This is a genomic window from Moorella thermoacetica (genome assembly GCF_001267405.1).
Lineage (GTDB): Bacteria > Bacillota > DSM-521 > Neomoorellales > Neomoorellaceae > Neomoorella > Neomoorella thermoacetica.
In genome coordinates, this window is sequence record NZ_CP012369.1 from 968,410 (window position 1) to 984,322 (window position 15,913).

General features: G+C 57.3%; 14 protein-coding genes. All 14 read left to right on the top strand.

All coding sequences use genetic code 11. The features are described 5' to 3' along the window. Nucleotides 1-16 precede the first annotated feature (16 nt). The 14 genes from MOTHE_RS04860 to MOTHE_RS04925 all read left to right on the top strand — a co-directional run bounded on the left by MOTHE_RS04860 (nt 17) and on the right by MOTHE_RS04925 (nt 15,830). On the top strand, nt 17-3,661 hold the full coding sequence (locus MOTHE_RS04860; protein ID WP_053094737.1) for a PolC-type DNA polymerase III: 3,645 nt from the start codon (nt 17-19) through the stop codon (nt 3,659-3,661). A gap of 188 nt (nt 3,662-3,849) precedes the next feature. Beyond that, a complete protein-coding gene (rimP, locus tag MOTHE_RS04865; protein WP_011392560.1) occupies nt 3,850-4,326 on the top strand; it encodes a ribosome maturation factor RimP in 477 nt (158 codons plus the stop codon). A 6-nt stretch (nt 4,327-4,332) separates the two neighbouring features. Further along, entirely contained in the window at nt 4,333-5,421 is a 1,089-nt protein-coding gene (nusA, locus tag MOTHE_RS04870) for a transcription termination factor NusA (RefSeq protein ID WP_025774493.1), read from the top strand. Between the two features lie 2 nt (nt 5,422-5,423). Then, nucleotides 5,424-5,705 (top strand): RNase P modulator RnpM, encoded by a 282-nt coding sequence (gene rnpM / locus MOTHE_RS04875; protein WP_011392562.1) that lies wholly within the window; start codon nt 5,424-5,426, stop codon nt 5,703-5,705. After that, nucleotides 5,698-6,006 (top strand): L7Ae/L30e/S12e/Gadd45 family ribosomal protein, encoded by a 309-nt coding sequence (locus MOTHE_RS04880; protein ID WP_011392563.1) that lies wholly within the window; start codon nt 5,698-5,700, stop codon nt 6,004-6,006. Before rnpM ends, MOTHE_RS04880 begins: the two co-directional genes overlap by 8 nt. Before the next feature lie 18 nt (nt 6,007-6,024). Next, entirely contained in the window at nt 6,025-8,736 is a 2,712-nt protein-coding gene (infB, locus tag MOTHE_RS04885) for a translation initiation factor IF-2 (RefSeq protein ID WP_053094738.1), read from the top strand. A gap of 7 nt (nt 8,737-8,743) precedes the next feature. Further along, on the top strand, nt 8,744-9,112 hold the full coding sequence (gene rbfA / locus MOTHE_RS04890) for a 30S ribosome-binding factor RbfA (protein WP_011392565.1): 369 nt from the start codon (nt 8,744-8,746) through the stop codon (nt 9,110-9,112). Further along, a complete protein-coding gene (locus tag MOTHE_RS04895) occupies nt 9,105-10,067 on the top strand; it encodes a DHH family phosphoesterase (RefSeq protein WP_053094739.1) in 963 nt (320 codons plus the stop codon). The genes rbfA and MOTHE_RS04895 overlap by 8 nt, the downstream gene beginning before the upstream one ends. Nucleotides 10,068-10,069: 2 nt before the next feature. Continuing rightward, nucleotides 10,070-10,987 (top strand): tRNA pseudouridine(55) synthase TruB, encoded by a 918-nt coding sequence (gene truB / locus MOTHE_RS04900; RefSeq protein ID WP_011392567.1) that lies wholly within the window; start codon nt 10,070-10,072, stop codon nt 10,985-10,987. Between the two features lie 13 nt (nt 10,988-11,000). Beyond that, the gene (locus tag MOTHE_RS04905; RefSeq protein ID WP_053094740.1) at nt 11,001-11,963 is read left to right on the top strand and encodes a bifunctional riboflavin kinase/FAD synthetase; all 963 of its coding nucleotides are present in this window, start codon (nt 11,001-11,003) and stop codon (nt 11,961-11,963) included. A gap of 71 nt (nt 11,964-12,034) precedes the next feature. Next, nucleotides 12,035-12,256: a hypothetical protein gene (locus MOTHE_RS04910; protein WP_025774505.1), complete on the top strand. Its 222-nt coding sequence runs from the start codon at nt 12,035-12,037 to the stop codon at nt 12,254-12,256. A gap of 132 nt (nt 12,257-12,388) precedes the next feature. Then, entirely contained in the window at nt 12,389-12,658 is a 270-nt protein-coding gene (gene rpsO / locus MOTHE_RS04915; RefSeq protein ID WP_011392569.1) for a 30S ribosomal protein S15, read from the top strand. 141 nt (nt 12,659-12,799) lie between these two features. Then, nucleotides 12,800-15,043 (top strand): polyribonucleotide nucleotidyltransferase, encoded by a 2,244-nt coding sequence (locus tag MOTHE_RS04920; RefSeq protein ID WP_053094741.1) that lies wholly within the window; start codon nt 12,800-12,802, stop codon nt 15,041-15,043. A 61-nt stretch (nt 15,044-15,104) separates the two neighbouring features. Then, nucleotides 15,105-15,830: a polysaccharide deacetylase family protein gene (locus MOTHE_RS04925; RefSeq protein WP_011392571.1), complete on the top strand. Its 726-nt coding sequence runs from the start codon at nt 15,105-15,107 to the stop codon at nt 15,828-15,830. Nucleotides 15,831-15,913: the final 83 nt, after the last annotated feature.

Genomic DNA, 15,913 nt, shown 5'->3' on the forward strand with positions numbered 1-15,913 from the left:
TAAGAGGCTGATGGGGATGTCTACAAAGGAAAACATCTGGCTGCAACTACTTCAGGGCGGGGCGGTGCGCAAAGTAGAGATTACCCGCCGGGAGGGCAGGTGTTGCCTCTGGCTCTGTCCACCCCATCCCCTGGAGCCGGAAGACATCGCCGCCTGCACTCGCTTCCTGGCCGGGGAATTTCCCGGCTTTACTTTTAGCATCAAAACCCTTGACCAGGCCGACAGCGGCGACCTGGCAGCCCTGATCCGGGAAAAGCGGGGTGCGATCCTGGACCAGGTGGCCGGTATCCTTGGAAACGGCAGTTCTGCCTGGCTGGCCGGCGCCAGGCTGGAACTGCAGGGCCGGCACCTGAAGCTGGTTTTGCCGGCTTCCCTGGCCGTCGAGGCCCTGAAGGCCCGCCGGGGGGATGTGGTTTTACAGGAAGTACTGGGCCATTACGGTCATCAGGTGACTGTCGACCTGGTGTCAGATAAGGATTACCAGGAAGAACTCCTCTCGGCTTCCCGCCAGCTCCAGGCCCGGCAACTGGAAGGGGTGCGGCGGGAAGTCCCTGCCGAGGTTAAAACACCGGCTGGCACCAAGAGTACTTCCACTGACGGCCAGTTGCTGGGTAAAAAAATCACCGCTGCTCCCCGGCCCCTGAAGGATGTCCAGGAAGAGGAGAAGCAGGTGGCCGTCCAGGGCGAGGTGTTAAAGTTTGAGTCCCGCCAGCTAAAATCGGGCCGCTGGTTGATTACCTTCGATATAACCGATTACACCGATTCCCTGACGGTGAAAGCCTTTGTTGATAAAGGCCCCTTAATTGAAGGTGGCCTGGCAGAGGGGGACTGGGTCCTGGTCCAGGGGCAGGCCCAGTATGATCGCTACAGTCAGGAGTTAATACTTCTGGCCGACGCTGTGGCCCGCGGCCAGCGGCCCACCCGGGAAGACAGGGCAGCGGAGAAAAGGGTGGAGTTGCATTTACATACCAAAATGAGCGCCATGGACGGTGTTACTGAGGTGGCCGCGGTGGTCCAGCAGGCAGCCCGTTGGGGCCACGGAGCGGTAGCCATCACCGACCACGGGGTGGTCCAGGCCTTCCCGGCAGCGGCTGAGGCCGGCCGCAAGTATGGCGTCAAGATCATCTACGGGGTGGAAGGATATCTCTTCGACCAGGATAACCAGCCTCCCGACCACCAGCGTACCTATCACATTATTATACTGGTTAAAAATAAGCAGGGCCTGGCCAACCTTTACCGCCTTATATCCCGGGCTCACCTGGATTTCTTTTATCGCAAGCCCCGCCTGCCGCGCCACCTCATCCAGGAGTACCGCGAAGGGCTCCTCTTAGGCACGGCCTGCGAAGCCGGCGAGTTGATCCGGGGTTACCTGGCCGGGGCCGATCAGACCCGCCTGGAAGAGATCGCTTCTTTCTACGACTTCCTGGAAATCCAGCCCCTGGCCAATAATGACTTTTTAATTCGCCAGGGACAGGTGGCCGACCGCCAGGCCCTCATGGATATGAACCGCCAGATTATCGCCCTAGGACAAAAATTGGGGAAGCCAGTGGTGGCCACCGGGGACGTCCATTTCCTTAACCCTGAGGACGCCATCTACCGCCAGATCCTCCTGGCCGGCCAGGGCTATGCCGACGAAGTCCAGGCCCCCCTGTACTACCGGACTACGGAGGAGATGCTGGCCGAATTTGACTATCTTGACGGGGAAACGGCCCACCAGGTAGTTATAACCAACCCCCGGTTGATAGCGGAGCAGGTGGAAGAGTTAAAGCCCATTCCCGACGAATTCTACCCGCCGGAGATCCCGGGAGCAGAAGAAGAGTTAACTCGCATCGTAACTACCCGGGCCAAGGAGTGGTACGGCGACCCCCTGCCGGAAATAGTTCGGGCCCGCCTGGACAAAGAAATGCAGGCCATTATCGGCCACGGCTTTGCCGTCCTGTACCTCATAGCCCACAAGCTGGTGCACAAGTCCAACGAAGACGGCTATCTGGTTGGCTCCCGGGGTTCGGTGGGGTCCTCCCTGGTGGCGACCATGGCCGGGATTACCGAGGTTAACCCCCTGCCGCCCCATTACCGCTGCCCATCCTGCCGTTACAGCGAGTTTATTAGCGACGGCAGCGCCAAGTGCGGTGCCGATCTCCCGGCCAGGGATTGTCCCCGATGCGGGACCAGGCTCTTGAAGGACGGCCACGATATCCCCTTTGAAGTCTTCCTGGGCTTTAAAGGGGACAAGGTACCCGATATTGATCTCAACTTTTCCGGGGAATATCAACCCCGGGCCCATCAGTATACTGAGACCATTTTCGGTAAAGACCATGTTTTCCGGGCCGGGACTATCGCTACCCTGGCGGAGCGAACGGCCTTCGGTTTTGTCCATAAGTACCTGGAGGAACGGGGCCTTAAAGCTCGACAGGCGGAAATAAACCGCCTTGTAAAGGGCATCACCGGCGTCAAAAGGACTACCGGCCAGCATCCAGGCGGATTGATGGTAGTTCCCAAAGGAGTGGACATGCACCTCTTCACACCCCTCCAGCACCCGGCCGACGATACCGGCAGCGGCACCATCACCACCCACTTTGATTACCACTCCATCAGCAGCCGCCTGGTTAAATTAGACCTCCTGGGCCACGACGACCCGACGGTCATTAAAATGCTGGAAGATCTCACCGGTGTCAATGCCAGGGAGATCCCCCTGGACGAGCCCCGGACCATGTCCCTTTTTTCCAGCGTCGAGGCCCTTGGCATCAGGCCGGAAGACATCGGCTCCCAGGTGGGGACCTTAGGCATCCCCGAATTTGGCACCCGCTTTGTTCGCCAGATGCTGGAGGATACCAGGCCGCGGACCTTTGCCGAGCTGGTACGCATCAGTGGTTTTTCCCACGGTACCGATGTTTGGTTAAACAACGCCCAGGATCTGATTAAAAGCGGCACGGCGAAACTGAGCGAAGCCATCTCTACCCGGGACGACATCATGAACTACCTCATGCAGCACGGTGTGGTGGCCGACATCGCCTTCCGCACCATGGAGGATGTGCGTAAGGGTAAAGGAGTGAAAAAAGAGTACGAAGAAGCCATCCGGGCCGCGGGCGTACCCGAGTGGTTCATCCAGTCCTGCAAAAAAATCAGCTACCTTTTCCCCAAGGCTCACGCTGTGGCTTACGTGACCATGGCCTTCCGCATCGCTTATTTTAAGGTCTATTACCCGGAGGCCTTCTATGCATCCTTTTTCAGCATCCGCGCCGACGAATTCGACGCCGACGTGGTTGCCGCCGGGTTGCCCCGCATTCAGGAAGAGATTGCCGCCCTGGAGCGCAAAGGCAACGAAGCTACCGCCAGGGAGAAGAACATCCTTACCATCCTGGAGGTAGCCAGGGAGATGTATTGCCGGGGCATCACCCTGGAACGTATCGACCTGCAAAAGGCGGACGCCAGCCGTTTTCTGGTGGAGCCGGGTAAGCTCTTGCCACCCCTGGCGGCCTTGCCCGGGGTTGGCCGGGCGGCGGCCGAGGCCATCGTCCGCGCCCGCCAGGAACGCCCCTTTACTTCCGTCGAAGATTTGCAGTACCGTTCCCGGGTCAGCAAGACGGTCATCGAAGCCCTGGAAAAGCACGGCGCCCTGGCGGATCTACCGCCCTCGGACCAACTGGTGTTTTTCGGGTAAATGTCATTGATAAGCGTCTCTTTCCCCAGGCTTGTCCCGGTAAAAGTCTCACTTTTCCCTTGCATGCCCCCCAGAACCTGTGCTATACTATTTTCAGGTCGATTGCAGCCAGACATTACCTTGCTGTTTTGTTGGAAAAGAGTGGGTTCCTGCCCACTCTTTTATGTTGACTCCAGGGAGGTAAATCCTTGAGTAAATTAACAGCACTAATCCAGGAACTGGTAGAGCCGCTCCTGACCCCCATGGGCTATGAGCTGGTTGACCTGCAGTACGGTCGGGAGGGGGGGCGTTATATCCTACGGCTGTTCATCGACCGGCCGGAGGGGATTGGCCTGGATGACTGTGAGCAAGTCAGCCGGGTCGTCAGCGCCCTGCTGGATGAGAAGGACCCCATCCCCCATAGCTACTACCTGGAGGTATCTTCACCAGGCCTGGAGCGCCCGTTAAAGAAAGAAGCTGATTTTAACCGTTTTGCCGGGCGGAAGGTAAAATTACGCACTTTTGCTCCTATAAATGGGCAGCGCCATTTTCAGGGGCGGTTACTTGGTTATCAGGATGGGCAGGTCCGGATGCACCTTGAGGAGGGGTGGGATCTGGCTATACCCCTGGAGCAGGTAGCGACTGCCAGGCTGGTCTTCGACCTGGCAGATGACGAGGAGGACTAGCTAGAGATGAACAGTGAGTTTATCCAGGCACTACGGGACCTGGAGAGGGAAAAGGGTATTAACGCCGATATTTTACTGGAGGCCATTGAAGCGGCTTTAATCTCGGCTTACAAGAAGAACTTTGGCTCCCTGCAGAATGTCAGGGTGGACATCCAGCGTGATACCGGGGAGATTAAGGTTCTGGCCCAGCGCCAGGTGGTAGAAGAGGTAACCGATCCCCGGCAGGAGATCTCCCTCGAGGAAGCTCGGGCCATCAACAGTAAATATGAACTGGGGGACATAGTGGAGAAAGAGGTTACTCCCAGGGATTTTGGCCGCATCGCTGCCCAAACGGCCAAACAGGTGGTCGTCCAGCGCATCCGGGAAGCCGAGCGCGGCTTGATTTATGAAGAATTTATCGGCCGGGAAAATGACCTCGTTACGGGTGTAGTCCAGCGCCAGGAGGGCAAAAACATTATCCTTGACCTGGGCCGGGCCGAGGCGATCCTGCTTCCCAGCGAACAGAGCCCCGGAGAGACCTACCGCCAGGGCGAACGCCTGAAGGCCTATGTCCTGGAGGTCAGGAAGACTAACAAAGGGCCCCAGATTCTCGTGTCCCGGACCCATCCCGGCTTGATAAAGAGGCTTTTCGAGCTGGAAGTTCCGGAAATCCACGATGGCATTGTTGAAATTAAGGGAGTCGCCAGGGAACCTGGGGCGCGCTCCAAGATTGCCGTTCATTCCCGGGATGAAAAGGTGGATCCGGTGGGCTCCTGCGTAGGTCCCAAGGGGGCACGGGTACAGGCTGTGGTCCAGGAGCTGCGGGGCGAGAAGGTAGATATCATTAAATGGAGCGATGACCCGGCTGTTTATGTGGCCAACTCCTTGAGCCCGGCCCGGGTCCTGGACGTGACTGTCGACGAAGAAAATAAGGTGAGCCAGGTCATCGTTCCTGATAACCAGCTCTCCCTGGCCATTGGTAAGGAAGGCCAGAATGCCCGCCTGGCAGCCAGGATCACCGGCTGGAAAATCGATATTAAACCGGAATCCGAAGCTGGCGATTGGGATTCCTGGGATGCCGACCTGGATCTTGACGGCACGATAGAGGAGGAGTAAGCTTGCCTAAGCCCAGGAAAATACCTGTGCGGATGTGTGTCGGTTGCCGGGCCCGCAATGATAAGCGCAACTTACTGCGGGTGGTGCGGACACCGGAACAGGAGGTAGTTATCGATCCCACCGGTAAACGGGCCGGGCGCGGTGCTTATCTGTGTCCGCGGGTAGAATGCCTGCGGAAGGCTGTTAAGAGCCGGGCCCTGGAACGGGCCCTGGGCGTAGCTGTTTCCCCTGAGGTGCTGGAACGCCTGGAGGCCAGTTTCAACCAGGAAGGGAACCATGAATAATATCTATAGCCTGCTGGGTTTAGCTTACCGCGCCGGTAAAATCGTCTGGGGTTACCAGGCAGTTGTAGCAGCCCTGAGGAGCCAGAAAGTGGAACTCGTTTTACTGGCCAGGGACGGCAGTCCGGGACTCAAGACAAGGATCTTGAGGTTTTGCCGGGAGTATCGCCGTCAGGGGTTGCTTTACGGGTACAAAAACGAGCTGGGAGCGGCACTGGGCAAACCCCCATGTGCTGTCGTTGGCATTACCGATAAAAACTTTGCCTTTATAATTCGGCAAAGGGTGCGGGAGGTTGATGTATGAAAATTTGGGGGTGGTTTAATGGCCAAAACACGTGTTTACGAATTAGCCAAGGAATTAAAGGTGACCAATAAGGATCTTATAGATACCATGGCCCGGCTGGGGATTTATACCCGTTCCCACATGAGCGTCCTGGAAAATGGGGAAGTTATTAAAGTACGCAATCATTACCGGCAGCAGTGGCGGGCGGCTAAATTGGCCCGGATGCACCGGGAACAAGCTACCCTGAAGGGAGAAGGGCCGGTACCTACCCGCGGGGTGCCTGATGCTCCGCGGGCAGAAGAGGTGCCTTCGCGTCAAGTACCAGCTCCCGAAACTGGAGCACCGGCGCAAGCAACCGGAGCAACCAGGCAGCCTGCCATCGGGTCAGCCAGGCCTGCTAACACCGATGAAACCCGCGTCCAGGAGCACAAACCGGCTACAGCTGCCAGACAGGCCGGTGATGCACCGGCAGCAGAAGGAACGGCGGCCGCCGGGCAGCCCCTGGATGGTAAAGAGCTCCGGCAGGCCGTTGCCAATGGTCAGGGGACGGAAGAGCCCCGGCAGCAGCCGGCAGCAACAGGCCAGCGGGCCCAGGGCGGCGAGGCCGGGCGGGGACAACAGTCACGACAGAAGAAAAAACGCAGGGGAGAAGGTCGTTCCCGGCAGGATGAAAATAAGGGTTCGGCCCGGGAAGACCAGGCAAATCGGTTTGCAACCAGGGACAAAGAGGCCGCTCCATCTGCCGGCCAGCAATCGCCGGCAGAGAAGGGCCAGCGCCGGCCGGCCCACAGCAAGCCCCTACGGATTCCCAAGCCCCCCGAGGCCGTCACCAAGGATTTACCGGAAAAGCGGCGTGACCGATCGAACGCCAGGCCCGGTGCCAAACCTGCCGAGTCCGGCCGCAGCCGTAAGCGGGAAATGGAGAACCAGCTCGAAGAGCGCCTGATGCGTCGGGATAAGAACAAGGGGAAAGCCCAGAAGCATAAAGAGACTCCCAAAGTGGTATTCAAGATTACCCTGACCGGTAGCATCACCGTCCAGGAGCTGGCGAAAAGGATTGGCAAAACGGCGGCCGAGGTTATCAAGTACCTCATGGGCCAGGGAATTATGGCAACTATCAACCAGGAACTGGACCTGGAGACTGCAGCCCTGGTAGCCCAGGACCTGGGTGCCATAGTGGAGATCAAGGCCGAAAAACCGATTACCGAGCTGGAAGACCTGGTCGATCCCCCGGAGACCCTCCGGGAGAGGCCGCCGGTCGTCACTGTCATGGGCCACGTCGACCACGGTAAGACCTCCTTGCTGGACGCCATCCGGCGTACCAACGTTACGGCCAGCGAGGCCGGTGGTATTACCCAGCATATCGGCGCCTACCAGGTAAGGCTGAAGAACAGAAAGATCACCTTCCTGGATACCCCCGGCCATGCTGCCTTTACCGCCATGCGGGCCCGTGGTGCCCAGGCGACAGATATCGCTATCCTGGTGGTAGCCGCCGATGACGGCGTCATGCCCCAGACCATTGAGGCTATTAACCATGCCAAAGCTGCCGGGGTACCTATTGTAGTGGCCATTAACAAGATCGATCGTCCTGAGGCCAATCCGGAACGGGTGAAGCAGCAATTGACGGAATACGGCCTGGTCCCGGAGGAATGGGGCGGCGATACCATCATGGTCCCGGTGTCGGCGGTAACTAAAGAAGGCATTAATGATCTCCTGGAAATGGTCTTGCTGACGGCCGATGTAGCTGAACTCAAGGCCAACCCCGATCGTCCGGCCCGGGGTATCGTCATTGAAGCCAAGCTCGACAGGGGCCGCGGCCCGGTGGCTACCATGCTGGTCCAAAAGGGTACCCTGAAGATAGGCGATAACCTGGTAGCCGGTTCGGTTTATGGTCGCGTCCGGGCCATGATTGATGACCGGGGCGAGAGGGTGAACAGCGCCCCGCCTTCCACACCGGTGGAAGTCCTGGGCCTGTCGGAATTGCCCGAGGCCGGCGATATCTTCCAGGTGGTGGAGGATGAAAAGCTGGCCCGCCAGATTGCCTCTTCCCGCCAGGAAGAAAAACGACAGGAAGAACTAAAGGCCGCGAGCAAGACCACCCTGGACGACCTGTTCAAGCAGATGGAAGCCGGAGAAGTCAAGGAACTTAACCTGGTCATTAAGGGGGATGTCCAGGGTTCGGTAGAAGCCCTGCGGGGCGCCCTGGAGCAACTTTCGACCAGTGAGGTTAAGGTCAACCTCCTCCACGGCGGTGTGGGGGCCATTACCGAGACCGACGTCATGCTGGCGGCGGCCTCGAAGGCGATTATCATCGGCTTTAACGTGCGCCCCGAGGCTAACGTGCGCAAGGCGGCCGAGGAAGCTGGCGTTGAAATCAGGCTTTACCGGGTTATTTATGAGGTTATCGACGATGTCAAGGCGGCCATGTCCGGCCTTCTGGAACCGGAGGAGCGCGAAGTTATCCTGGGACGGGCCGAAGTCCGGGCTACCTTCAAGGTACCCAAAGCCGGGACGGTTGCCGGGTGCTTTGTTACCGAAGGCAAAATCCAGAATCGCGCCCTGGCCCGGGTTATAAGGGATGGTGTGGTAGTCTTTGAAGGCCGGATTGAATCCTTAAAACGCTTTAAGGACGATGTGCGTGAGGTAGCCCAAGGCTACGAGTGCGGCGTTGGCCTGGAGAAGTTTAACGATATTAAAGAAGGCGACGTCATCGAAGCCTATACTATCGAAGAGATTCAAAGGGAATTGTAGGGAGGCGATGGCCGTGACCGCAAGGAACCAGCGGGTAGCTGAAGAGATGAAGAAAGAAATTGCCAGGATTATCCGGGATGAAGTCAAGGACCCGCGCCTGGAAGCCGGATTGGTCAGCGTTACAGGGGTAGAGCTGTCAAATGACCGTCACTATGCTAAGGTATATGTAAGTATCTATGGTGACGAGGAGGCAAGGAACCAGGCCATGGAGGGTCTGGCCAGGGCTACCAGCTTTATCCGGCGGGAGATCGGCCAGCGCTTGAGCCTGCGCTATACACCAGAAATTACTTTCAAACTGGATGTCTCAATTGAGCATGGAGATCATATCAACCGCTTGCTGGCCCGGGTCAGGGCCGGGGAATATGCTGATGAGTGAGATCGGGCAGATAGCGGCTATTCTGGCAACCGCCCGGGAAGTGGCGGTTGCCACCCATATTATACCGGATGGCGATTGCCTGGGGTCGATGCTCGGCCTTACCCTGGCCCTCCGGAAACGGGGCACCAGCGTAATAGCTATTAATGCCGACCCGGTTCCGGAGATGTTTCAGTACCTGCCTGGCCAGGAAACCATCATCGACCCGGACCAGGTAACCTCTATGCCGCCGTTACTGATCATGGTCGACTGCACTGATATGGAACGGGCCGGTAAGGGTTTTAGCAACTGGCAACAGCGGGTAGAGAAAATAATTAATATCGATCATCACGTCAGCAACACCCGTTTCGGCCACCTGAACCTGGTTGACAGCCGGGCGGCGGCCACGGCGGAATTGATTTACGCCGTCCTAGAACAAATACCGGCAACCTTTACGCCGGAGGTAGCAACCTGCCTTTATACAGCCCTGGCCACTGATACCGGCTCTTTCCAGTATGAAAATTGTACGGCCAGGACCCTGCGCCTGGCAGCCAGCCTGCTGGAGAAAGGGGCCGATATGCCCTTAATCCGGGAGCACCTCTGGGAGAGTAAGCCCTTAAACAGCATCCGCCTTCTGGCGGCTACCCTACCCACCCTGACTCTGGCCTATGAAGGTCGGGTGGCCTGGATGACAGTATCCAGGGCAGCCCTGGAGGCCAATGGCGCCAGGCCGGAACACGCCGAGGGCCTGGTAAATTATCCTCGCAGTATTGCCGGCGTAGAAGTAGGCATGCTTTTCCGGGAATTGCCGGATGGCAAGGTCAAAGTAAGCCTGCGTTCGAAAAAAATTGTCGACGTCAACAGGGTGGCGGCATTATTTGGCGGCGGCGGTCACCGCCGGGCCGCTGGCTGTACCCTTGACGGCGATCTGGATACAGTAGTCGCCAGGGTTGTGGCTGCAGCCGGTGAGGCCCTGTAAGTATGGTTATGGGTTTTGTTAATGTCTTAAAACCGCCGGGACTTACCTCCCATGACGTGGTGCAGAATCTGCGCCGGCTTCTCAAAGTCAAGAGGATCGGCCATGGTGGCACCCTGGACCCTCTGGCGGCTGGCGTCCTGCCGGTTGCCGTTGGTACGGCTACCCGTTTGCTGGAATACCTGCAGGGCGGCGATAAAGCCTACCGGGCCGAGTTTATCCTGGGCCTGAAGACCGACACCCAGGACTTGGGCGGCCGGGTCCTGGCCAGGAAACCCTGCCCGCCTTTCACAGAAAAGGATTTACAGGCCGCCACCAGGCCCTTTACGGGGACTATCAGGCAGGTACCACCCATGGTATCGGCTGTGCACTACCAGGGCCGCCGGCTTTATGAACTGGCAAGGGAGGGCCTGGAGGTTGAACGACCGGCCCGCCAGGTGACCATCCATGAATTTCGGCTGATTAGGGCCTGGCCTGATGGACCTTACTACCGGGCGTTAATAGATATCACCTGCTCCCGGGGTACCTATATCCGTACCCTGGGGGCTGACTGGGGTGATTACCTGGGGGTAGGTGCCACCCTGGCCTTTTTACTTCGTACCCGAGCCGGGAGTTTCCGATTGACAGATGCCTGGACCCTGGAGGAAATAGCCGGGGCTATAGATAGGGGCGAGAGGACCTTCCTTCTCCCGCCCGCCGCCGGCCTGGCCCACCTGCCAGTGATAATAGTTCCAGGCGAGTTTATCCGCCATGTAAGTAACGGGGTAGCCATCAAGGGTGATGTATGCCGGCCGCTACCGTCCCTCAGAGAAGGGGATATAGTGCGCCTGGAGACCGGCGAAGGCCAACTCCTGGCCCTGGCCAGGGTGGAGCCAGATACCAGGGGGTCCTTCTTACTAAAACCCCATAAGGTTTTGAAGTGAAGGAGTCGTCAAGATGCAGGTCTGGCAGGGACTGCCCGCCGAAAGGGCGATGAATGGTTGCAATCTGGCCCTGGGGAATTTTGACGGCGTCCACCGGGGTCACCAGCACTTAATAGGCAGTGTTGTCCAGAAATCCCGCTCCGGAGGGGGCGAGGGGGTGGTTATTACCTTCGTCCCCCACCCGGCCCGGGTTCTTGAAGGTAGCCCGCCAGGGTTGTTGACAACCACGAAACGGAAAATTGAACTTATTGGCCAGCTGGGTATAGACCACCTGTTTTTATTACCCTTTACCCCCTCCCTGGCAGCCTTGGAACCGGAGGCCTTTGTACGGGAGATTTTATGGGCTCATTTCCATCCCAGTCTGGTGGCGGTGGGCTTTAACTTTACCTTTGGCCACAGGGGAGCAGGCACGCCGGCCCTCCTCCGGCGCCTGGGGGAGGAGTTGGGCTTTAAGGTTGAAGTGATGGGGCCGGTAACCTTGCGGGGTCTCACCGTCAGTAGCACGGCCATCCGTAATGCCCTGGAAAATGGTGACATCGGCCTGGCGCGGGATCTCCTCGGTTACTGGCCGGTCCTGGCTGGCAGGGTTGTTGCCGGCGATCAGCACGGCAGGCAACTGGGTTTCCCTACTGCCAACCTGGCCGTACCCCCGGAGTTGAAGTTGCCTGCCTACGGCGTTTATGCCTGCTTAGCCTCCTTCCGGGGCCGGAAATGGCAGGCAGTGGTAAACATAGGCCGACGGCCAACCTTCGGCTCGGCCCTGCCGGCGACCATTGAAGCCCATTTACTGGATTTTAGCGGCAATCTTTACAATGAAGAAATGGAATTGGAATTCCGGGCTTTCCTCCGCCAGGAGCGGAAATTCGCCAGCCCCGGGGAGTTAAAGGCCCAAATGGAGGCTGATCGGGAACAGGCCCGTAACATACTGGGAGGACATCGGTTTTCAATTCTTGAGCAGAGGGACCGGCAGGCGTAACCAGATTGGAATTCCTGGCGTAAAATATACTGGTTTAATAAAATTTACCAGGGCGGATTGGGGCTGGGATGATGAAGATAATTATTACCGCCCATGCCAGGAAACGTCTGCAGGATTTACGCCAGGATCAGATAAATGAAAGCGATATCCGGGTAGCCGCCCGGAGTATACCCGGTTATATACCCACGGCGACCCGTTTTCGGGGATTTATGGCCAGTACGGGACGGCCCTTTGACATGGTGGTGAAGGATGTTCTGGCCGGGCGACTGGTAATTACTATTATCGGAAAATAGGCAGGTAAAAGGAAGTTGCGTTTGTTGCCGGGACAGCTTATAATATAGCTAATGAACCCGTGGCGAGGATTAGCGAAGCTCCGACGCTTTTCTTGGCCGGTTGGGGATGCTGGAATAAAGGAGGTGAAGTTGATGGCCCTGGATGCAGCCAAAAAGAGGGAAATTATTGCCCGCTATCAAAAACATGAGAATGATACCGGTTCGCCAGAAGTACAGATTGCCATTCTAACGGAACGCATTAACCACCTAACAGAACACCTGCAGGTACATCATAAGGACCATCACTCCCGCCGGGGATTGCTTAAGATGGTTGGTCAACGCCGGGGATTGCTCAATTACCTGCGCGAAAACGATGTTGAGCGTTACCGGCAGATTGTCGAGTCCCTGGGCTTGAGACGCTAATTTTTCTGGGAGCGGTAGAACCGCTCCTTTTTTAATGACTTCTTAACAGTATTTAAGGTGTTGTTGGAAGGAAATACTATGATCAATGTCGAATGAAATTGGGTTTATAAGGATAAGAGTAGAGGAGGCTATTTATAACTAATGCAAGGGGTATTACGTAAAACCCTGGTTGTTGCCGGCCGGGATCTGACCCTGGAAACCGGACGCCTGGCCAAACAGGCCGGGGGAGCAGTTATGGTTAGTTATGGTGGCACCATGGTCCTGGTAACGGCAACAGCTTCAGAGGAACCCCGGGAAGGAATCGACTTCTTTCCCCTTACCGTTGACTACGAAGAGAGGCTCTATGCTGCCGGTAAAATCCCGGGAGGGTTTATTAAACGGGAAGGACGGCCCAGCGAGAAGGCCATCCTCTCGGCCAGGTTGATCGACCGCCCCATCCGGCCCCTTTTCCCTAAATTCTACCGCAACGATGTCCACGTGGTGGCTACGGTGATGTCGGTCGACCAGGATTGTCCTCCCAATGTGGCTGGTATTATCGGGGCGTCGGCAGCCTTGATGCTCTCGGCGATACCCTTTGCCGGGCCCATTGGGGCGGTAAGTGTCGGATTAATCGACAACCGCCCGGTTATTAACCCGACCCTGGAGGAAGATTCCCGGAGCAGTCTAAATCTTACCGTGGCCGGCACAGCCAACGCCATCATGATGGTAGAAGCCGGCGCTAAAGAAGTACCTGAAGACCTGATGCTGGAATGTATAATGCAAGGTCATGAAGAGATCAAGCGGATTGTTGCCTTTATCAATGAATTTCGTGCAGAAGCCCTGGCCATGGGCCTGGCGAAGGAAAAACCGGAGCTAGTTGCCCCCCAGCTAGACCCGGCATGGGAGAGCCGGGTGCGGGAGATTGCTACTCCCAGGCTTCGTGAGGTTATTTATCGCAGCCGTGACGAGAAGTGGAGCAAGCAGGAACGGAATAAACAGTTAGACGCCTGCCGGGAGGAAATCAACAACTTGATCCTGGAGGGCCAGGAAGAGGCCCTGGCAGCCAACCCCGAACTCCCTGGCCTGATAAAAGAGCTGATTACCAAGATCGAGAAGGAAATAGTCCGCCGCATGATCCTTACGGAAGGTATCCGGGTGGATGGGCGCACCCTGGAAGAGATCCGGCCCATCACCTGCGAGGTGGGGGTCTTAAGCCGCACCCATGGTTCCGGTCTCTTCACCCGGGGAGAAACCCAGGTTTTGACGGTCACTACACTGGGGCCCATTAGCGATGAGCAGATCCTCGACGACCTGGGAGTCGATGAATCGAAACGCTATATGCATCATTACAATTTCCCGCCCTACAGCGTCGGTGAAGCACGCCCCATCAGAGCCCCCGGGCGGCGGGAGATTGGCCATGGAGCCCTGGCCGAGCGAGCCCTGGAGCCCATGATCCCCTCGGAAGAGGAATTCCCTTATGCTATTCGCCTGGTATCGGAAGTCCTGGGCTCCAACGGTTCAACATCCATGGGCAGCGTCTGCGGCAGCACCCTGTCCCTCATGGATGCCGGGGTGCCCATCAAGGCCCCGGTGGCAGGGGTAGCCATGGGCCTGGTAAAGGAGAACGACCAGGTAGCCATCCTTACGGACATCCAGGGATTAGAAGACGCCTTGGGAGATATGGACTTTAAGGTGGCCGGGACGAAAAAGGGTATAACAGCCCTGCAGATGGATATTAAAATTGCCGGGATCGACAGATCCATCCTGGAACGGGCTCTGGAACAGGCCCGCCGCGGCCGGCTCTTTATCCTCGATAAAATACTGGCAACTATCCCGGAGCCGCGCAAGGAGCTTTCACCATATGCCCCGAGGATGCTGACTATTACCATTGACCCGGATAAAATTCGGGATATTATCGGCCCGGGCGGTAAGATCATTAAAAAGATCATTGAAGAGACCGGGGTGGAGATTGACGTCGAGGATGACGGACGCGTCTTCATTGCCTCTACCGATGCCGCCGCCGGGGAGCGGGCACTAAAGATTATTGAATCCTTGACCCAGGATGTGGAAACAGGTAAGGTATACAACGGCAAGGTAACTAGGGTGACTGACTTTGGTGCCTTTGTAGAGGTAATACCCGGGGTGCTGGGGATGCCCGGTAAGGAAGGGCTGGTCCACATCTCCCAGTTGGCCAACGAACGGGTAGAAAAAGTGGAGGATGTAGTCCAGGAAGGCGATTATATCCTGGTCAAGGCCATCGGTTTTGACCCCCAGGGCCGGCTGAAACTCTCACGTAAAGAGGCCCTCAATGAGTCGACGGTCGGGGAAGGGGGGCACCGCCACTTTCGCCGGGCTGGACGGGAAGGCGGCCATCGGGGCTTAAACAACCGCAGACAATCTCGTTAGTCTGAAGGCGCCGATAGATGCATATACATTGATCAGGCAACCGAATAAAGGGGTGCGGTCAATGTATGTGTTTTATTGGCAGAGGCATGGGTTTAAAGGCTGGGGCTTCCTGGCTATACTCGGATTACTCCTTCTCCTGGGTTTTACCTGCTGGCGGTGGTTCGGCAGGGCGGCGGTACCGGTCATGAAAACCCAGCCCATTTATCAGGGTGATCCGGAGCGGAAGGCAATAGCCCTGACCTTTACTATCGACTGGGGAGAGGAATACCTGCCGGCCATTCTGACCGCCCTGGAACAGGTCGGAGCCAGGGCGACCTTTTTCCCTACCGGCCAGTGGGCAGAACGCCACCCGGAACTGGTCCGCCAGATGGCCGCTGCCGGCCACGAAATCGGCAACCACGGCCAGAGCCATCCCCATCCCGACAATCTCAGCCGGGAGGAAAATCGCCAGGATATTCTTCAAGGCGAGGCAACGTTGAAGGCTATTACCGGGAAAAAACCCGTCCTCTACTCTCCACCCTACGGGGAGAGTAAACCCCAGGTAGTGGCTGCAGCTAGCGACCTGGGCTATAAGTTTATCATGTGGACGATTAACACCGGTGATTACCTGCCCAATACCCAGCCGGAGGATATCCTGGCCACGATACTCCCCAAGTGTCAGAACGGGGCCATTGTGCTGTTGCACCCGACGGAACCGGCGGCGAAGGCCCTGCCGGAACTTTTAAAGCAACTTAAGGAACGGGGATATGCCCTGGTAACAACTTCTGAGATACTTCCAAACGGGTGAGCACCCGTTTTTTTATAAGGTATGCCACAGTTGGAGATAATAACCTGGGATTAGCCTGCCGGGAGGGCTCTTTATCTGCCAGG